This is a genomic window from Fructobacillus pseudoficulneus, from assembly GCF_900108455.1.
GTDB classification, from domain to species: domain Bacteria; phylum Bacillota; class Bacilli; order Lactobacillales; family Lactobacillaceae; genus Fructobacillus; species Fructobacillus pseudoficulneus.
In genome coordinates this window covers 408,699-428,050 of the sequence record NZ_FNWS01000001.1, presented here as the reverse complement: position 1 = coordinate 428,050, position 19,352 = coordinate 408,699, and the positions used below count along the sequence as shown (strand labels likewise).

22 protein-coding genes are annotated in these 19,352 nt (G+C 48.4%); 12 read left to right on the top strand and 10 right to left on the bottom strand.

The features are described 5' to 3' along the window. Positions 1–818 precede the first annotated feature (818 nt). From BLW39_RS01980 to BLW39_RS01965, 4 genes are all read left to right on the top strand, one after another. A complete protein-coding gene (locus BLW39_RS01980) occupies positions 819–1,142 on the top strand; it encodes a hypothetical protein (RefSeq protein ID WP_059376512.1) in 324 nt (107 codons plus the stop codon). Positions 1,143–1,157: 15 nt separating this feature from the next. Further along, positions 1,158–1,496, top strand: a complete 339-nt coding sequence (locus BLW39_RS01975; protein WP_059376504.1) for a hypothetical protein — start codon at positions 1,158–1,160, stop codon at positions 1,494–1,496. A 109-nt stretch (positions 1,497–1,605) separates the two neighbouring features. After that, complete coding sequence (locus BLW39_RS01970; RefSeq protein ID WP_059376503.1) at positions 1,606–2,331, top strand: gamma-glutamyl-gamma-aminobutyrate hydrolase family protein; 726 nt, start codon at positions 1,606–1,608, stop codon at positions 2,329–2,331. A 119-nt stretch (positions 2,332–2,450) separates the two neighbouring features. Further along, positions 2,451–2,708, top strand: coding sequence for a hypothetical protein (locus BLW39_RS01965; protein WP_059376500.1), 258 nt, complete (start codon positions 2,451–2,453; stop codon positions 2,706–2,708). Between the two features lie 27 nt (positions 2,709–2,735). Here the strand turns inward: BLW39_RS01965 and BLW39_RS01960 are convergent, their stop codons facing one another. The 8 genes from BLW39_RS01960 to BLW39_RS01925 are packed head-to-tail and all read right to left on the bottom strand — an operon-like array spanning position 2,736 to position 10,226. After that, entirely contained in the window at positions 2,736–3,278 is a 543-nt protein-coding gene (locus tag BLW39_RS01960) for a hypothetical protein (protein ID WP_059376497.1), read from the bottom strand. Positions 3,279–3,289: 11 nt separating this feature from the next. Continuing rightward, complete coding sequence (locus BLW39_RS01955; RefSeq protein ID WP_059376494.1) at positions 3,290–3,802, bottom strand: shikimate kinase; 513 nt, start codon at positions 3,800–3,802, stop codon at positions 3,290–3,292. Further along, complete coding sequence (locus BLW39_RS01950) at positions 3,799–4,656, bottom strand: prephenate dehydrogenase (RefSeq protein WP_059376493.1); 858 nt, start codon at positions 4,654–4,656, stop codon at positions 3,799–3,801. Before BLW39_RS01950 ends, BLW39_RS01955 begins: the two co-directional genes overlap by 4 nt. Before the next feature lie 4 nt (positions 4,657–4,660). After that, positions 4,661–5,938, bottom strand: a complete 1,278-nt coding sequence (gene aroA / locus BLW39_RS01945; RefSeq protein ID WP_074717688.1) for a 3-phosphoshikimate 1-carboxyvinyltransferase — start codon at positions 5,936–5,938, stop codon at positions 4,661–4,663. Positions 5,939–5,948: 10 nt separating this feature from the next. Further along, positions 5,949–7,118, bottom strand: a complete 1,170-nt coding sequence (aroC, locus tag BLW39_RS01940) for a chorismate synthase (protein WP_059376490.1) — start codon at positions 7,116–7,118, stop codon at positions 5,949–5,951. A gap of 39 nt (positions 7,119–7,157) precedes the next feature. After that, positions 7,158–8,588, bottom strand: a complete 1,431-nt coding sequence (locus tag BLW39_RS01935) for an MFS transporter (RefSeq protein WP_059376488.1) — start codon at positions 8,586–8,588, stop codon at positions 7,158–7,160. Beyond that, complete coding sequence (gene aroD, locus BLW39_RS01930) at positions 8,575–9,348, bottom strand: type I 3-dehydroquinate dehydratase (RefSeq protein WP_059376480.1); 774 nt, start codon at positions 9,346–9,348, stop codon at positions 8,575–8,577. The genes BLW39_RS01935 and aroD overlap by 14 nt, the downstream gene beginning before the upstream one ends. Further along, entirely contained in the window at positions 9,345–10,226 is an 882-nt protein-coding gene (locus BLW39_RS01925) for a shikimate dehydrogenase (protein WP_059376477.1), read from the bottom strand. The genes aroD and BLW39_RS01925 overlap by 4 nt, the downstream gene beginning before the upstream one ends. An 886-nt stretch (positions 10,227–11,112) precedes the next feature. Between BLW39_RS01925 and BLW39_RS01915 the strand changes: the two genes are divergently transcribed. From BLW39_RS01915 to trpA, 8 genes are all read left to right on the top strand, one after another. Further along, the gene (locus tag BLW39_RS01915; RefSeq protein WP_059376469.1) at positions 11,113–12,555 is read left to right on the top strand and encodes an anthranilate synthase component I family protein; all 1,443 of its coding nucleotides are present in this window, start codon (positions 11,113–11,115) and stop codon (positions 12,553–12,555) included. Beyond that, a complete protein-coding gene (locus tag BLW39_RS01910) occupies positions 12,539–13,141 on the top strand; it encodes an anthranilate synthase component II (RefSeq protein WP_059376466.1) in 603 nt (200 codons plus the stop codon). Before BLW39_RS01915 ends, BLW39_RS01910 begins: the two co-directional genes overlap by 17 nt. Beyond that, positions 13,134–14,147: an anthranilate phosphoribosyltransferase gene (gene trpD, locus BLW39_RS01905; RefSeq protein ID WP_074717682.1), complete on the top strand. Its 1,014-nt coding sequence runs from the start codon at positions 13,134–13,136 to the stop codon at positions 14,145–14,147. Before BLW39_RS01910 ends, trpD begins: the two co-directional genes overlap by 8 nt. Beyond that, on the top strand, positions 14,144–14,956 hold the full coding sequence (gene trpC, locus BLW39_RS01900; protein ID WP_059376458.1) for an indole-3-glycerol phosphate synthase TrpC: 813 nt from the start codon (positions 14,144–14,146) through the stop codon (positions 14,954–14,956). The genes trpD and trpC overlap by 4 nt, the downstream gene beginning before the upstream one ends. Then, positions 14,943–15,194: a phosphoribosylanthranilate isomerase gene (gene trpF, locus BLW39_RS06960; protein ID WP_082138809.1), complete on the top strand. Its 252-nt coding sequence runs from the start codon at positions 14,943–14,945 to the stop codon at positions 15,192–15,194. The genes trpC and trpF (BLW39_RS06960) overlap by 14 nt, the downstream gene beginning before the upstream one ends. A gap of 143 nt (positions 15,195–15,337) precedes the next feature. After that, positions 15,338–15,532 (top strand): phosphoribosylanthranilate isomerase, encoded by a 195-nt coding sequence (gene trpF, locus BLW39_RS07175; RefSeq protein ID WP_082138811.1) that lies wholly within the window; start codon positions 15,338–15,340, stop codon positions 15,530–15,532. Between the two features lie 3 nt (positions 15,533–15,535). After that, positions 15,536–16,732, top strand: coding sequence for a tryptophan synthase subunit beta (gene trpB, locus BLW39_RS01890; RefSeq protein WP_059376455.1), 1,197 nt, complete (start codon positions 15,536–15,538; stop codon positions 16,730–16,732). Beyond that, positions 16,725–17,495: a tryptophan synthase subunit alpha gene (trpA, locus tag BLW39_RS01885; RefSeq protein WP_059376453.1), complete on the top strand. Its 771-nt coding sequence runs from the start codon at positions 16,725–16,727 to the stop codon at positions 17,493–17,495. Before trpB ends, trpA begins: the two co-directional genes overlap by 8 nt. 50 nt (positions 17,496–17,545) lie before the next feature. On the opposite strand, the gene BLW39_RS01880 is transcribed toward trpA, so the two are convergent. Next, positions 17,546–18,292 carry a sulfite exporter TauE/SafE family protein gene (locus BLW39_RS01880; protein ID WP_059376450.1) on the bottom strand — a complete coding sequence of 249 codons (747 nt, stop codon included), beginning with the start codon at positions 18,290–18,292 and terminating at the stop codon, positions 17,546–17,548. Positions 18,293–18,760: 468 nt separating this feature from the next. Next, complete coding sequence (locus BLW39_RS01875; protein WP_059376447.1) at positions 18,761–19,267, bottom strand: NUDIX domain-containing protein; 507 nt, start codon at positions 19,265–19,267, stop codon at positions 18,761–18,763. Between the last annotated feature and the right edge of the window lie 85 nt (positions 19,268–19,352).

Here is a 19,352-nt window from a genome sequence, read left to right as displayed (position 1 = left end):
ATGTATGTCAGATTAATGGGGTTTCTTCCAAATTAACGTCGAAATATGGAAGACAGACTGCTTTAGATGTATGTCAGATTAATGGGGTTTCTTCCCAATGCTACCGATTATGATTACAGCAAATGGCTTTAGATGTATGTCAGATTAATGAGGTTTCTTCCAAAACTTGATTCAATGAATGATAAGGTCAAGGCTTTAGATGCATGTCAGATTAATGGGGTTTCTTCCATGAATATTTTTAATACGGTCCATATCTAGGCTTTACATGTATGTCAGATTAATGGTTTTTTCTGTTAACGATCACTATAAAAGGGCCATATTACGGATAATTTAGAATGAAAATTAAATAAAATTCAGTAAGAAAAACAACGCTACAAGAATCATTCGGGCGTTGATTTTTTTGATGGAAAATAATATTTTAATTCTGTTAATGTGATTGTTCAGGAGATACATCGTGGTTATTTGGGCGAACATTAAGCTGAAAATTAGTCAACCAAACCGAATTATTCTAATTTAAATCCGATGATTACGCGTGCAACTTTTTTATTTATTTTATATTAAATCTAATACAAAGTTTAGAAAAATTCTTAATTAAAAAAATAAAAGTACTCATATAGGCTTTTTTTATACAAAAAAGAAAGTTTTGTAATACGAGAGTGTAACAAAAATATACAGAAAGAAAACATTTTTGCATCTTACTTACCGTTCAACGACATCGGCCTTCTAGACTAGATTTTAATGCTAGAATAATCTTGTAACTGCCTGAAATTTATCCAAAAAAATTTGGGTATGTTTTACCTAGAAAGGAACCCCTCCCGATGCGAAATTTTTCTAAATCCCGTACGGTTCGAATGTCATTCGAAGTCTTAGCAACTGCAATGGTGTTAACTGGCTTCAATACATACGCCCTAGCCGACCAACATTTAAATACTAAGTCAAGTGATCGACTGGCTCGTAAGGCTGCTGAAGTCGTAGCCGACAAAAAGAAGCAAGCAAAGGCTAGTCAAGATACAGCTGCAGCAACGGCTAATCAAGACCAACAAGCGTCAGCCGCACAATCATCAGCGACGCCAGTAGCAACTGCTTCAACGCAACAAACCGCTACCGTAACACCGGTAGCCACTGCAACACCAGCTGTTTAGACCCGGACTGACGGGATGAATTTCAACGGGCAGCACTTTGATATCAGAACTTTCTCTGGTGTTGATGGTCAAAAGACGCCTTCTTGGACGCCTTATATCTTCCAATGGAGTCAAATTTCAAACTACTACCTTGCCGAAGCACAAAGCCAGGCTGGGGATGCTGTCAAGTCATTGCACATTGGTTCTGAAGTTGTTGTGAACGGTCGGACTTTGCACGTGACGCAAATTTTACCAAATATGGATCGAGTAAATTCATACGATACTGTGGTGTCAATGGCCTCACAACATGCTATTGGAATTCAAACTTGCGTGAACGCATCCGGTTCAATTGTCGCTACTTATTGGGCCGATTAAAATAAAATTTTGACAAAGCTTAGCAATTTGTTAGGCTTTTTTATTTTCCTTTTTGATTGAAGTGGTCTATAATCAAATTACTTATTCTACAAGGGAAAAGGAGACAATGATGAGAATTGGTATTACTGCTGATGCAAACATGCAGCCAACAACTGCACCGCGGTTACGGTTGGCCCCCTATGTCCGTAAAAGTCTAGTTGATGTTTTGGTGAAAAATGATATCACGCCAGTGATTTTGCCCATTGCCAAGCCGGAAATGGCGGCGGAGTTAGTGGGAATGGTGGATGCCATCATTATTCCCGGCGGCCCTGACGTCTCACCAGCCCTCTACGGCGAAGACCTTCATCAACGGATTGGAATGACTTATTTGCCCCGAGATGAATTTGAATTGGCGTTGCTCCGTGAGAGTGTCCAACAAAAAAAGCCCGTATTGGGCATTTGCCGTGGCGTGCAAATTATTAACGTCGCCTTTGGTGGGACGCTTTACCAGGACTTGAATAGTCAACTGGATGGAGCAGCTATCCGTCATGAACAGGTGCCGGATGCCGCCTTCCCGACCCACTATATTAACGTTGAAGAAAACAGCTTTATGGCTCAATCGCAGGGAACTCATCCCTTCGTGAATTCCAAGCATCACCAAGCGGTCAAAGTAGTCGCACCCGGTTTCCATGTGACGGCTCGTGCCAATGATGATGTCATCGAAGGAATCGAAAATGAAGACCAGTCGATTATTGGGGTTCAGTGGCATCCGGAAGCTTTCTGGCAGGACCATGCTGAACAAGAGCAACTGTTCTTGGATTTCTTCCAGCTAGTTCGTGACCGCCAGGGTCAATAAACCTTTATTTTACAACATTTACCGTAGTCAAATTATGATGAATCATCATAATTTGGCCGCGGTATTTTTCTTATAATAATGCTGAACAAACACTCAAAAGAAAATTGCGAGGTATCAGTATGAATCAATTTTTACGTTATTTATTGTCCGGTAGTTTAGCCTTTTTGGGGCTGTTGGCCGTCGACTTTTTTGTGGCAATCTTTAATGTCAGTAAAAGCGGCACGACTTTGACTGCCCTAGGTATCCGGATTGAAACAGAAATGGATTCTCAATCGATTTCAAACGTGGTGACAGGGACTTGGACAATGCTCTTTCTCTTTATCATTTTCTTATTTGGCTGGGAAATTTATTCCTTTTACCGCCACCGCAAACACTAAAAAAGGCCAACCTGTGGGTTGGTCTTTTTATTTGATTTGATAGAGGCACCAAACCATCTCGGGGTGGTATTCACGGATGATTTTGAGCGTATCCGTTGGTTGAAAGTCTTGTTTGCTGAAAATGGCGTACTGATATTGCCCACTTTCAAAGGCGGCTTGAACCAAGGGCTTGGAAGGGGCATAGTCAATCGTTAGTTCCTGATTGCTGTGATTCATAAACTGGTGGAGCAATTCAATGGTGGCAGCGTGCGTGATGGCAGTGTGATCAGCCAAGCTCGTATTTTCGGTCAAAAGCATTGGCAGGGTCTTAGCGTGAAAGACCTTGGCGATGGTTAACTGATCGAGGTAGCGGTAATTGTTTCGCGTCCAGGATGCGCCATCCCCCGTTTGGTAGGCGGTTGGGACTAGAAAGAAGTCACCGCGGAAGTCGGCCAAATGTTGGTAAACTTCCTCGAAGTTATCATGAAGGATAATTGCTTGGCCCTGATACGCAGGGTCCTCATCTTGCATTTGCTTGGCGGCCCGATAACTATCGGTTGCTTTGGGGCCGAGGGTATGAATCACTGCCATTTGCTGTTCTCCTATACAGTTGCGTTAATTTTGTTGATAATCTCTTGAGCAATTTCCTGGGGTGTTTTGCCATCGACGGTAATCACGTCGCTTGCCAGGCTTTCATAGCAGGCCTGGCGGTTATGCTTTAGGTTAATAATTCCTTCCAGGCCGAGCTTTTCAAAGAGGGGCCGACCAGCCAAACCGTCAGCGGTCAGACGGTCTTGGATAGTGGCATTACTTGCATCTAAAAAGATAATCGGTTGGGTATGGCTTTGAAAAATGGCCTGGTTGGCGGCTTGAACTGGGGTCCCGCCACCGGTTGACAGAATGCCATCCCCAGTCAAAGCTTCCACCAACAATTCTTGTTCGAGTAGGCGGAAACGCTCTTCGCCAAATTGTTGAAAGTAGGCCGGAATCGATAAGCCGGCTCGGTCCTCAATTAACTGATCGAGGTCGACTTGAGGCAGGCTCAGGGCCTGACTAAGCTCCTTGGCGACCGTGGTTTTGCCGGAACCCATGAAGCCGATTAAGGTGATTTTCATTTGAATTCCTCCAATTTGAGACGGGCTTGGTTAGCGGCCTTTAGTTCGGTCTGCAAAGTTTGCCCGTCCTGTTTTTGAATCGCCTCTTTGAGAATATTTAATTGCTTTTCAAAGTGGTCGAGTTGTTCTAATAATTCTTCACTCTCGCTGGTGAAGATGGCCGTCCACATCGTTGGGTCGGCCTTGGCCACCCGGGTGGTGTCTAAGAGTCCACCAGACGGGATACCGGGGTTAATCGGCATCGCGTCAACCTCGGGGATGATGGTGTTGGCTAAGGCAAAGGCTGCCAGGTGTGGTAGGTGACTGGTGGCGCTGACTAGCTGATCGTGCTGGGCCGCAGTCAAAGCGGAAAATGAAAGTTGTCCTGTTTTTAACAAGTCTTTGTAAGCAGTGATTTCCGAGTCGCTGGCGTTACCGTTTACCAAGAAAAAGCTGTGGTTGATAAATCGGCTAACGTCGCTGTGCTGGCTCCCTGTCAAATGAGAGCCGGCCATCGGATGGCCACCCAGGAAGTGAACGCCCTGGTCCATGAGGTGGTGGGCTGCTGCCATGATGGGTTGCTTGCTACTGCCGACATCGGTAACCAAAACACCGTCTTTGAGCTTTAGTTCGGTCAGATCGGCCAGACTTTGGCAAATGATGGAGACCGGCGTCGCCAACAAGATTAAATCAGCCTGTTTGGCCCCGGTGGCAAAATCGACCCCGTGGTCGACAATTCCTTCCTGAACCATATAGTCGATGTTGTTTGGATTGGTATCGTGGGCAGTAATAATTGTATCCGGATTAGACGCTTTGATGATTTTGGCCATGGTGGCACCAATCAGGCCTAACCCGTTGATAAAGACAGATTTCAAAATATCAGCTCCTTAGTTGTGCTAAATCAGTGAGGAAAGTTGGGTAAGAAATGCGGACACTGTCGAAGTCTTTGATGGTGACGGGTTCATCAACCAGTAAAGAGGCAATTTTGAGTGTCATGGCAATCCGGTGGTCCTGGTAGCTGTCTAAGTTTGGATTGGCAACATGCCAGCTAGGCCGACCATCGATCACTAAGCCATCGGGTAGCTCCTCAATGGTGATGCCCAATTTGGTAAACTCTTGGCTGATGGCCTGAAGTCGGTCGGACTCTTTAAAGCGGAGTTCTTCGGCCCCGGTAATCTTACTTATCCCATTGGCCCGGGCGGCTAAGAGGGCTAAGAGGGGCACCTCGTCGACCAGCGCGGGGATGGCTTCTGCGCCGATTTCAAAGGGGCGCAGGTCCGAACTGGTGACGGTGATATCAGCACTTGGTTCGGCTTGGTCCTGGCGGTTGGTGATGGTCAAATTAGCGCCCATTTGCTCGAGAACCGTTAAAATTCCAGTGCGCGTGGGGTTAATGCCGACGTTTTTCACCGTGATGGAGGAGTTGGGGACGATGGCCCCGGCCACCAACCAGAAGGCTGCTGAGGAGATGTCGCCAGGCACGGTGATGGCCTGGCCCTGCAAATCATAACCGGGATGAATGACGATTTGCTGCCCCTGCTTTTCAATACTCTTAGGGCTAAAGGCGGTTAACATCCGTTCAGTGTGGTCCCGCGATGGGCTCGGTTCAATAATCGTGCTTGGACCGCTCGCTTGCAGCGCCGCTAAAATGATGGCGCTCTTGACTTGGGCGCTGGCCACCGGTAGTTCGTAGCGGATACCGGCTAGCGAGCCACCATTAATCGTCATTGGTAAGTGACCGTTGACGCTATCAATTTTGGCCCCCATTTGGCTGAGTGGGTCGCTGACCCGCCTCATTGGCCGCTTGGAAAGGGAGGCGTCGCCAACTAATCGACTTTCGAATGGCTGACCGGCGAGCAGGCCGCTGATTAGCCGAGTAGAGGTCCCAGAGTTACCCATATCCAGGGCGGCACTAGCTTGCTTGAGGCCGGTTAGTCCAACGCCTTGCAAGGTCACTTGGTCGCCTTGGTCATCGATGTTCACGCCCAAGTCGCGAAAGGCCTGCATCGTTGAGAGGCAGTCGGCTGACCGCAAAAAGTTTTTAACGGTAGTTGTACCGGTGCTGATGGCCCCAAAGATAATGCTGCGGTGGGAAATGCTTTTGTCACCGGGAATGGTGATGGTACCGGTCAAACCGGCGGTGCTCGTTTCTGCCATAATCTTGTCCTTAAAAGTTCTTGAGTTCTTCGCGGTAGTCCTCGACCTGGCGCTTTAACCGGTCGATGTTACTGCCGTCAAATGTGTCGGTGATGGCCTTGGCCAATTCGATGGCGACGACGCTTTCAATCACGATGGAAGCCGGCACGATAGCGGTGGTGTCGGAACGCTCCACCGTGGCCTTTTTGACTTCCTTGCTGTTGATGTCGGCACTTTGCAGTGGCTTGTACAAAGTAGGAATGGGCTTCATAGCGGCCTTAACGATGACGGGCATGCCGTTGGTCATCCCGCCTTCAAAGCCACCGAGGTGGTCGGAGTTACGGGAGAAGCCTTGGCCGTCCGCCCAATCAATTTCGTCCATTACCTGGCTACCGGGGTGCTCGGCGTTTTCAAAGCCGTCGCCGATTTCAACGCCCTTCATGGCATTAACGCCCATGACTGCTGCGGCTAATTTGGCATCTAATTTGGTATCCCAGCTGACGTAAGAACCAAGGCCGGCCGGTACTTTTTCGGCTACGACGCGGATGACACCACCCAAGGTATCACCGTTGCGCTTGGCTTCATCAATCAAATCATGAATGGCGACAACCTGATTATCTTCGGTAAGGCGGAGGTCGTTTTTGGCGATGGCTGCTTCAATCAAAGCAACGTCGGTTGGCTGACTCCCTTCGGCGTGAATCCCACCAATGGACTCGACGTAACCGACAATTTTAATGCCAAGGGCTGCCAAAACCTGTTTGCAGATGTTCCCAACTGCAACCCGCATGGCGGTTTCTCGGGCCGATGACCGTTCCAAGACATTCCGCATGTCGCGGTGGCCGTACTTCATTCCCCCAACCAAGTCTGCGTGGCCAGGACGTGGGCGGCTGACCTTCCGCAGAGTATTTTCCGGGGTTTCTGGTGAGGTGGGATTCATGATTTCAGACCATTGCTTGTGGTCTCGGTTTTTAATCGTCAGGGCAATTGGAGACCCAAGGGTCTTGCCGTGGCGGACACCACCGGTGATGATGACTTGGTCATGTTCAATTTTTTGCCGATTACCGCGGCCATAACCACCCTGACGGGCCGCTAAAGCAGCGTTGATTTCATCGATGTCCAGGGTTAAACCAGCGGGGATGCCCGTTAAAATTCCTGAAAGTTCTGGCCCATGTGATTCACCAGCAGTTAAGTATGTCAGCATAATTTGTTATCCTTATTTCTTTTTTTAGTTCGAGATGGGTTATTTCAATGAGGCTTGGTATTGGCGGGAGTTATCCATAATTGTTTGGATAATCTTTTGGTTGTAAACCACCAAGTCCTTGTTTTGGGTTTCTTTGGCAACGTTTTGCAAGACTTGTTGTTCGCGGTCAAGGTCCTGGATGGCAATTTGGCCAACCTGCTTGAAGCGGTGAACGTCGTCAACGGCCGCAAAGCGTTCTTCTAAGAGGTGGATGAGTTGTCGGTCAATTTGGTTGATTGACTGGCGGGCGTCTTCTAACGAGTTGATTTCCTTTGGTAGAGTGACAAACATCACGATGGCCACCAAGAGGCCAACCAAGGCAACTAAGATATCGCCGGCCATGATGTTGACGCCACTAGTCTTAATCAAGATTCCGGTAATAATCGGTACAGAGAAGGAAGCCAAGGAACCAAAGATGAAGAAGGTTCCAGTCAACATGCCCTTGTGCTTAGGGAAGATAGCCAAAAGGGTATTCAAGGCGATTTGCATCAGGCCACCGGCAGCGCTTAAGCCAAAGACAAAGGCGGCAATGCTTGAGAGGAGTTGGTTTTGGCTCAAAGTAATCGTGGTAATGGCAATCAATGAGATCGCGTTCAAAGCTAAGAAAAGTTCTTTCTTAACATTGAAGCGGCTGAGCAAAATAACCACGGCAATCACGCCGGTGATGGAACCGATACTGTAAAGGGAAAGCAAGAGATGGGCAACGGTTTTTGTAAAGCCAATCTTGCCGGCGAAAATGGTCACCCACTGGGTAAACCAGATCATCACGGCCATTGAAGTGTAGCCGTAAATAAAGAGGCCAGAGGAGAGTGCTAACTTCTTTCCCTTACTAATCGTTAATCCTTGGATTTGCTCTTCTTCAGCTTCCTGCTTAGCGATGTCCTTGATTGGTAAGGTTGCCACATTTGCTAGGTTCAGTAACAAGATGATGGCTGGCACCATGAAGGAAAGGCCAAACCAAAGGTTGTGATCTGACAAGAAGAGGACGATCATTGGCAAGATGAATTCACCAACCGAGATGAAGGCCTTCAGCAGAACGCTGTTGGCTGTTCCTTTTTTGCTGATTTCAGCTAGGAGTGGGTAAGTGGCGGAATCCAGTGATGAGTTCGCAATTCCGGCGACGATTGAGAGGGCGTAGGCCAGTGGAACGGAGGTGTTGAGCGGCGTCAGAACGAAGAAAATCAAGTAAGTGCTGATTCCGATTAACAAAGTGGTCTTCCGGCCAAATTGGTCCGAGATGAAGCCCATGATTAGGTAGGCCACCAAGCGGCCAATCCCAATTCCGGAAAGGATGAAGGAGGCAACGGTAAGGGTGCTGCCCCAGTTGTGAGCTAATTGAATTAAGTTTTGGGTTAAAATAATCATCCCAAAACCATGGACAAGGTAATTTAAGAACAGGCCAGTTTTTAACCGGGCACTAGTGAGATTCATGGTGATTTCCTCCGATAATTTGAAAGATATTGGTTAATTCTTGCACGGTAAATTGGCCGGGGGCCGATGCCGATTGGGCATCGAGACTAGCAAAGCTAATCGCTGAGCCAGTGAGTTGGCCGCTAATTCGGCTAAGCTGACCAAGGCCGCCCATCGCCATGGTGACGACGGGTTGGTCGAGCTCTGTGTTGGCTTTTTGGCTCGCTGCCATCAGGCGCAAGACGTCGGCTGCCGTTTTTGGCATCACGGCAATTTTAGCTAGGTCGACGTTCAGGTCGGCCATCTTGGCAAATTGTTCGTGCAAAGCTTGGTCGCTTGGTGTTTCAGCAAAATTGTGATAACTGCCAATAACGGCCTTGCCTTTGGCCTGGCAAGTATTGATGGCTGCTTTAACGACCGCCGCCTCACGGTTGACTTCGATATCAATTAGGTCGACTTGGCTATCGGCCAGTAATTTGAGTAGCTGACCGTAGTCACGATCGCTGATGGCCCGTTGACCACCCTCGGCCTTGGTTCGAAAAGTGGCGATGATTGGGATGCCGGCTAATTCTTGGCTGAGATTCTGGCTGATGGCCTGAATGGTTGCTGCTGAAAGTTCTTCTTCCAAGAAATCAAGCCGCCATTCCACTAGGTCCGGCTGGTTAGCCCTGGCAACCTGTCCCTGACGGGCAACCTCGTTGGCAGTTGTTCCGGTGATTGGGACGGCAATTTTACTTGGGCCTTGACCGAGGGTCAGACCTTTGATGGTGAGAGGGGTCATGCTTGGCCATCCTTTTCGTTAATGGCGGCCTCAACGGCAGCGATTGGCATGTCTTGGCCAGTCCAGAGCTTGAAGGCGGCTGCTCCTTGTTCAATCATCATGCCCAGGCCGTTGTAGACATTTTTGACGCCGGCGTCCTTGGCAATTGTCATTAACTTGGTTTGCCGGGGGGCGTAGACGGTATCGTAGACGACCAAATCCGGTTTCAACCAGCTGGGGTCGTTGACCAAGCTTTGATCTTCAAGGGGCTTCATCCCAACGCCGGTAGCGTCGCAGTAAATGTCGGCCCAGGCCAAGGCGTCTTTGAAGGCGGCATCATCGGCTAAGTCGTGGAGACTGGCTTGGCAATCCGTTTCCTGGTTAATCAAATCAACAATTTTTTGAGCGTTGGCAAAGCGGTCGTCGCGTCGGTTGAAAATTTTGATTTCGCTCAGACCATCCAATGCCGACTGAGTGGCGATGGGTGTACCGGCGCCACCGGCACCAACCACCACCATCTTTTGACCACTGACATCGTGGCCCTTGCGCTTCAAGTCGTTGACGAAGCCAACACCATCGGTGGTGTAACCAGTGAGGACGCCGTTGTCGTTGACAACGGTGTTGACCGCTTGGTTCATTTTGGCTGAGATGTCTAGCTTGTCGAGGTGGGGGATGATGTTTTGCTTATTTGGCATCGAGATGTTAGCCCCACGCATTTCTAAGGTGCGGATGGCTTGAACGCCGTCTTTTAAGTGGTCCCCGTCGATATCAAAGGCGAGGTAGGCGTAATTTAAACCAAGTTCTTCAAAGGCGGTGTTGTGCATGGTTGGTGACATGGAGTGGCGGATGGGGTAAGCCATCAAGCCGATTAAGTAGGTGTGTCCATCAATTCTGGTCATGAGTTTAATCCTTTCTGACAAATAAAAAAGCCGACTAGGGAAAACCTAGTCGGCTGTTGTCTCAGTGAGAAAGAAAAGATTCCATCATGATCAACATGGTTTACCTGACTAGGTGTTTTCACATCTAGTCGGCCAACACAAAGATGACTTTATTACCTAGACGCGAACGCTTTTGCACGTCCGCATCCAAATCCGGACGTGCTATCTAAAGTAATAAAAGCCATAATAACGATTCATCGTAAGTGTTGAGTGCTGTTTCATCGTTGGAATCCCTTTCCGTTAAGTTGTTTTTATTAAAACACAATTATTGGATTTGCGCAAGAACTTTATGAGTTAAATTTAATAAAAATCATTTTTTGTTTAAAATAAATTTTGGATTAAATGGCGCATTATATGTAAGTTATTGGTATTTATTAAAGATATTTGTCTTGAAATTGATTGCGATTGAATCCTAAAAATGAAAAACTTTATCATTTTTCTTGACAGAATTTCATTTGATGATTATGCTTAGGTCAATTAAATATTCGTCCATAAAAACCAATGATGTGGAGATCAAGATTGTTGTGCACGCTAAGAGAGTCGCCGATGCTGAGAAGGCGGTGGAACGCAGGCAGTTAAATGGACCACGGAGGGTTCGTCTGAAAGAGCTTTTGCTTGAGTACGGGAAACGTGAGGCATACGTCAGTTGCCGGGGATATGTTAGTATCTCGCTAAGGAGGGATTAGAAAAGAACTTTGTCGACTTTTTTAGTGGACAAGTCTCTTTTGCTAATCAAATTAAGGTGGCACCGCGGAGAAATTCGTCCTTAACAAAGCAGAAATTGCGTTGTTATGGGCGAATTTTTTAATTGCACAAAAAATGCAAGGAAACGTGAGGTGACCAAAAATTGAATCAAGAACAGCTAAAGCAATCAAGCCAGACCCATCCCTTTCTGCCAGTGATTGTGACCATCCCATTAGACCACTTTGATGCTGACCGGCTGCTTAATGACAGCGCCAACCAGCAAATGGTTTTTACCCGATCGCAGGTGACAACCGTCATTCTGTCGCCAAAGCAAAATATCTGGGGTCGTGATGGTCAAATCACCATCACCGGGGCTGATGGGAACCAAACCATCATCGAGGAAAACCCTTTAGATTACCTAAGGCGCTTAGTCGACCGGTATCAGATTTCAAAGCAAGAAAACTTAGCCTTTGTTGCTGGATTAATCGGTTATTTTAGTTACGAATTTGTGGGGTATGCCAAGGATGTTGACCTGCCAGCCGTCAAAGATGAACTGGATTTACCAGATTTCGACCTTTTCTTAACGGACGTGGTGATTAATTATGCGGCCGACCGGCAGGAGTTATCACTGAGCCAGTTAGTGGCCGATGAAGGTGAAATTGCAGCGGCCAGGGCGGCTTTGGCTACTCAGGCCGCCGAGATTGTGGCCAAGATGACAGCGCCGCTGGCCGAAAAAGCTGTGAGTCAGTTGCCCCAGCCAACGTTTACCAAGCAATTCTCTCTGGCAGAATTTACCGACCGAGTTCAAGTAGCGCAAAATCACATCTATGCCGGTGACATCTTCCAATTAATATTGTCGAATCCGTATTTGGCAAAGGGGCAATCACAACAAGTGCTTCCCGCCATTGCCTCGCGGTTGAAAGAAGAGGCACCCAGTCCCTATCACTTTTACTTTCAAAATGGTTCTTACCAGGCGGTCGGGGCCTCACCCGAAACCCTAATCAAAAAAACGGGACAAAAATTATTTTCCTATTCACTAGCCGGGACCCGGCGGCGGGGAAAAACGCAGGCTGAAGATGATTTTTTTGCCCAGGAATTAGTCACCAGCCCCAAGGAACAGGCGGAACACAACATGTTGGTGGACCTTGGTCGCAACGACTTAGGTCGGGTTAGTGCCTTTGGCACAGTCCGGGTAACTGCCCTCCGCCAGCTCTTACGCTTTCCAAATGTGATGCATTTGGGCTCGACTATTGAAAGCCAGGCCGAGGAGGGGATTTCGCCAATTGACGTTCTGGCTGCCACTCTGCCGGCCGGCACTTTATCTGGGGCGCCAAAGCTTTCGGCTATGCAAATCATTGCCAAGTTAGAGGACCGCAAGCGCGGCATCTACGGCGGTGGGATTGGCACGATTGGCTTTGATGGTGATATGGACCTATGTATTGGGATTCGTTTGGCCTACCAGCAAAACGATCAACTGGTGGTGCACTCGGGCGCCGGAATTGTGGCGGATAGCCAAGCCAAGCAGGAATATCAGGAATTTGAAAACAAAAGTCGGTTGATGATGAATTTGTTGAAGGGAGAGAAGGCAGATGCTCTTGTTGATTGATAATTACGACAGTTTTACCTACAACCTTTACCAAGAAATCGGCAACCGGACCAAGCAGGCGATTCGAGTGGTCAAAAATGACCAGGTGACCGTTGCCGACCTAAACAATCCGAATTTGACCGGCTTGATTTTGTCACCGGGACCGGGGCGGCCAGAAGATGCTGGCAACATGAATACCGTCTTAGCAGCAGCGATTGGCAAAGTGCCAATTTTGGGTGTTTGCCTGGGCCATCAGGCGATTGGCCAGGTTTACGGGGCAAAGGTGATTAATGCCCCTTTGATGCACGGCAAGACGTCACCGGTGCGCCAGGGGGCGGGTGAGCAGACGGGGATATTTGCCGGCTGTTCGGCCACCTTTACGGTTGGACGCTACCACTCGTTGATGCTTGACCCACAGACCATCCCGGCCAATTTGTTGGTGACGGCTCGGGCAATTGATGATGGTTCGGTTCAAGCGGTTGCCGACGAGGCCAACCATGTTTACGGAGTAGAGTTTCACCCAGAATCGATTATGACGGAAGGCCAAGCGGCCAACCAAATTTTTCTAAATTTCTTAGCTTACACGGAGGAAAAACACCATGATTGAAACAGCTATTAAGAACGTTACCGAAGGTCAGGACCTATCTGCTGCGGAAGCCAGCACGATCGTTGAAGAAATTATGACGGGGAAGGCCCAGGATATTCAGATTGCAGCCCTTTTGACTGCTCTTTCCAGCAAGGGGGAAACGGCCGCTGAAATCGCTGGGGCGGCCCGAGCAATGCGTGCGGCAGCCGTGGCCTTTCCCAGCCAGCCCCAGGCATTAGACATTGTTGGGACCGGTGGCGACCATTCGAATTCCTTTAATATTTCGTCAACGGCGGCGCTGGTGATTGCTAGTCTTGGCTATGACGTGGTGAAGCACGGCAATCGGGCCGCTTCTTCGAAGAGTGGGGCGGCAGATGTCTTGGAAGCTTTGGGCTTTCCGATTAACCAGTCGGTAGCCGAAAGCGAGGCAATGTTGGCCAAGTACCACTTTACCTTCCTCTTTGCCCAGCAATATCACCAAGCGATGAAATATGTTGCCCCAGTGCGTAAGGCGCTCGGCATCCGGACCATCTTTAATTTGCTTGGGCCAATTGCAAATCCGGCCGGGCCAAAGAAGGTTGTGCTCGGCGTTTACGATGCCAGTCTGTTGGAACCAATGGCGCAAGTTTTGCACCAATTGGGGGTTGAATCGGCCAACGTGATTTACGGGACCGATGGTATGGATGAGGCCTCGATTGCCGCACCAACCAAGGTTGTTCAACTTCGTGGTGATCAAATCACCTATCAGACGATTCGGCCGGCCGACTTTGGCCTCCAAGAAGCGGACAAAGCGGAAATTATTGGTGGCACTGCGGCGGAAAATGCCGCCATTACCCAGGCAGTTTTGGCGGGCGAAGCCGGAGCACCGCGAGATATTGTTGTTTTGAACGCCGCTCTGGGCCTCAACGTCCTTGATGAGCAGATTTCGCTACAGGAGGGAGTTCGACTGGCTCAAGAGGCAATTGATAGTGGCAAAGCTGAAGCGCTCTTGGATAACTTGGTTGCTGGAGTGGAGTTGGCCTTATGATTTTAGATGACTTAGTGGCGGCTACGCAAAAACGGCTGGCCAAAGAAAAACAACAAGTTTCCCAAACGGCTTTAGTTGATCGCATCAAGGACTTGCCGGTCGGTCAGGCAGAGGCAATTTATCAAGAATTTTTGGCGCCCGGTCTGCATTTGATTGGCGAATTAAAGCAGGCCTCACCCTCGAAGGGGCAAATTGTGACCGACTTTCCCTACCAGGCGATTGCGGCCGAATACGAACAAATTGGGCTGACGGCAATTTCGGTTTTGACGGAATCGGACTACTTCTTGGGCGACATTGCCTACCTGGAGGATGTCGCTAAGCAGCAGGACTTACCGGTTTTGCGCAAGGACTTTATTATCGATGAGTACATGATTTACCAGGCCAAAGTTGCCGGGGCCAAAATCATTTTGTTGATTGTTGCCATTTTGACGCCAGTTCAGCTACAAGAGTACTTACAGCTGGCCCACCAACTGGGACTGGCAGTCTTAGTTGAGGCCTATGATGAGAGTGAGATTCAGCAGGCATTACGGGTTGGGGCGCAAATGATTGGGGTGAACAACCGCAATTTGAAGGACTTTTCGGTTTCTTTTGAGAATAGCTTAAATTTGCGTCAATTGGTGCCCGAGACGGTGGCCTTCATTGCCGAAAGTGGGGTGCAAAGCCCGACTGATGTTCGAAAACTGAGGAAAATTGGCGTGAATGGCGTCTTAATTGGTGAGGCCTTGATGACGGCGACGAACCGCCGGGCCTTTGTGCAAGAAGCTCTGGCAGAGTCAACTGTTGTGGGGACGGGCCATGACCAAGATTAAGATTTTCGGATTGATGACGGCAGCGGATGCAGCCATTATCATTCAAGCGAAGCCCGATTATGCCGGAGTTGTCTTTGCCCCGGGTCGTCATCAGGTTAACCAGGACCAGGCCAGGATGATTCGGGCGGCCCTCAATCCGTCGATTCCCTTGGTTGGGGTCTTTGTGGCCACACCAATCGAAGAAATTTTAGCGATTGCTCAGGCTGGAATTATTCAGCTAGTTCAGCTGCACGGTTAAAGCAGTTCAGCGACTGTTGCGCAAATTGAAGCGGCGGCTTTTCCAGTGATTGAGGTTGGTTTGCAAGGCGAGTTTTCGTCAGCGAAAAGTACAGCGACCTACCGGTTGATCGATAGTGGCCAAGGGTCAGGCCGACCCTTAGCCTGGGACCAGTTTGCGGCTTTGAAAAAAGAAAATTTATTTGTTGCGGGGGACTCAACCGAGCCAACCTCGCCCAAGCGATTCAGACCCTGTCACCTTATGCGGTTGATATTAGTAGTGGTAGTGAACTAGCTGGTCAGAAAAATTTAGCAATAATAGAAGAATTGGTGGCAATTGCTCACCGGAATCAGGAGTAACAGATGGAAACAGAGACAAAAGCGGGTCGGTTTGCCGGCTTTGGAGGGCAGTACCTCCCAGAAACTTTGATGAATGAAATCAATCGAATGGCTGCTGCCTACGAAGAGGCCAAGGATGATGCAGACTTTCAGGCGGACTTTCGGACTTTATTAGCGGACTATGCCAACCGGCCATCCTTGTTATACTTTGCCGAGAACATGACTAAAGACCTTGGTGGCGCTCAGATTTATTTTAAGCGTGAAGACCTCAACCACACTGGCGCTCACAAGATTAATAATGTGATTGGGCAGGCCCTCTTGGCCAAGAAGATGGGTAAGACCAGGCTGATTGCTGAAACAGGCGCCGGCCAGCACGGGGTTGCCACGGCCACGATTGCCGCTCTTTTCGGCATGGAATGTGAAATCTTTATGGGAAAGGAAGATACCGACCGGCAACGTCTAAATGTATACCGGATGGAATTGCTGGGTGCCAAAGTTCATGCCGTGACTTCTGGCTCAATGGTCCTAAAGGATGCTATTAATGCTGCCCTGCAAGATTTTGCGGCTCGGCCGGACGATACCTTTTATGTGATGGGCTCGGCAACTGGGCCACATCCTTATCCAACCATGGTCAAGGACTTTCAAAGTGTGATTAGCGAAGAATCGAAGGCCCAACTGCAAGACCAAATTGGTCAACTGCCGGACTATGTAGTTGCCTGTGTCGGCGGTGGCTCCAATGCCATTGGCAGTTTTGCCCATTATTTGGCAGAACCAAGTGTCCATTTGGTCGGGGTGGAGGCTGCCGGCAAGGGTGTTGATACCAATTTGACGGCCGCAACCATTGAAAAGGGTCGTCTTGGGGTCTTTCACGGGATGAAGTCGCTTTTCTTACAAAATGAAGCTGGACAAATTAATCCGGTTTATTCCATTTCGGCTGGCTTGGACTATCCCGGCATCGGACCCGAACATGCGGCTTTGGCGATGGAAAAGCGGGCCGAATATGTCGGCATCACCGATGATGAGGCGGTGGCGGCCTTTGAATACATTGCCAAGCAGGAAGGAATTATTGCCGCTATCGAAAGTTGCCACGCTGTGGCCTATGTGCAAAAACTGGCACCAACTTTGCCAAAAGACCAGGTGATTGTTTGCACGTTTTCTGGCCGTGGTGATAAGGATGTTGCGGCGATTGCCAAGTATCGTGGGGTAGAAATTAATGAGTAGATTAGCAGCTAGTTTCCAAGATCAGAAAAATTTTATCGCCTTTGTCACGGCCAACGATCCGGATTTGGAGACGACGGTCGCCAATGTGGTTGCCCTGGCCGAAGGCGGCGCGGACATCGTTGCAATTGGAATTCCCTTTTCGGATCCGGTCGCTGATGGGCCGGTGATTCAGGCAGCCGACTTACGGGCGCTGAGGGATCCGAATTTGCCGATTGCTACGATTTTTGAGGCAGTTGGCAAAATTCGTGAACAGACGGACGTTCCCCTGGTATTTTTGGTTTATTTAAACGTTGTTTTGCAGTATGGCTATGAAGCCTTTGCGGCTGACTGTGCCAAATTTGGTGTGGATGGCTTGATTATTCCGGACCTGCCTTACGAAGAACGGGATGAACTAGCGCCAATTACTAAGGCCCATGGAATTGACTTGATTCCGTTGATTACCGTGACCTCGGCCCAGCGGATTCCGATGATTGCGGAAGCGGCGGAAGGCTTTATTTACCTGGTTTCTTCGCTTGGTGTGACGGGTGAACGTGAGCAATTTGCGGCAAATTTGTCGGACGTTGCGGCGGAAATTAAGGCGGTCACAACGGTACCGGTGGCGATTGGCTTTGGCGTGCATTCTGCCAGTCAGGCCCATGATATGGCGCAGTTAGCCGACGGGGTCATCATTGGCTCGGCCTGTGTCAAGATTGTGGCTGAGTATGGTCGCCAAGCGCCCGCTAAATTAAAGGAATATGCTGCAACCATTAAAGCAGCAATTTAAAAAGAAGGCAGCGATTAAGCTGCCTTCTTTTTGTTTCGTTAAAATTTGAATTAAAAGAAGAGGCGAATACCAAAGTACATAATGACAAAGCCAATAAATGGTGACAGGAATTTATTAATTTTCTTTGGATCAAAGAGCTTAATCACCAATGGGGTCAGGATAGAACCGATAATGCCACCGATCATCAGGTAAAGACCAGCAGTCCAAGAAATTGGACTGCCGCCAATCAAATGGGTCAAAAGACCAACGACGGCAAGAGTCCAGAGGACGTAAGTGGTTGTACCAGCAGCTTTGACGGCTGGGACCCCCAGGATTGACAGGCCGGCCACGGTGGCAGATCCACCTGACAAGCCACCAAAGCCAACCATCAAGCCAGAAATCAGACCAAAGATTGGAGCGACCTTGCTTTTCTCATTGACCTCGGGTTCGCCAACGTTTTTCCGATTGCGGAAGTTTTTAATGACGACGATTAGTCCCATTGTGGTCAAAATGACGCCGACTGCAATATTGTAAACTTGGCCCGGGATAAAGCGTGCCACTACCGTTCCGATGATGATGCCGGGGATGGCGGCTAAGATTAACCGGTTGCCTAACCGGGTTTCAACGTTTTTCAACCGCCATTGGGTGACCAGACCAGAAAAGAGGGCGGGCACGGCAATTAAAAGTGAAGTCGGTACGGCGACTGCTGTTGAAAGCCCTAGGGTTGAGGTCAAAACACCCAAATAGAAGGTCGCCCCGCCGCCACCGATAATGGTGACAAAGCAACCAATCAAAAAACCATAAAAAATTGTAATCATGACAAAAAAACCTACTTTCAAAAAAATTGCAGTCGGACCACAAGGATATGGGCAGGCTGACTAAAAAGTGAATAATCATTAATATCAGTCTAACAGTCTTATTAAATTTTGTCAGGTTACTGTTGAAATTTTAAACATTAAAAAAGGACTGGTAAACCAGTCCAAAGAAAGCTAGGAAATTGTAGTCAACATTAAATTAATCGGATACCCAGTCAAGTGAGAATTTACAATCATTTCAGGGAAACGTAGTAGAAATTAAATAAGGAACTAGTCTGATTACTAGGGAACTTGACTGTTGGGCCTTAATAAATAGAAGTAGAAGTTAAGACAAGGATTCTTAAGGCACTACATTTTCTTAGCAAATAAATTATAACATATTTTAAAATTATTGTAAATATTTAAAAAATGTTATACAAATCAACCTGAATTTGCCTAGGATTTGCTAAAAATGACAAAAATATGACTAGTTTAGCTGTGTGACTCGCGGAGCCAAGGCTGATTGCTCTCTTCATTTTCGTGCATGACCATGTCCAAAGTCTGTTGGGCGGCTGGTACAAACATCTCGGGCAGTGGATTGAGTGGAATGAAACCGGCATCGAGGGTTTCATCACCGTCTACTTTGAGTTCTGCCACTTGGTCTGGGTCGACGAGTTCAACTTCAAAGCCCATTGACAAGGTTTCTTGGGCATCACCCCATGAATTCAAATCAGTCACATGTGTCGCAACGCCAAGCAGGCGGACGACCCGGACATCCAAATTCGTTTCTTCTTTAAATTCACGGACGACCGCTTGCATTGGTGATTCGCCGTATTCGAGGAAACCGCCGGGAAAGCCGTAGCCTTTCTTTGAGTCGCCGCGCTTTTCCAAAAGAATGGCGTCGCGGTCTTTATTCCATAAAACACCCCAGGCTGAGGGGAAAATCATGCCTTCATGGCCAACTTTAGCTCGCATCCGGGCAATATAATTTTGTTCCATTGTTTTGCTCACTTTCAAATGTTTTGTTGATTTATTTGCCCTGCTATCATAACACTTGCAGCGGGGTAGTGACGGGTGACTTTGC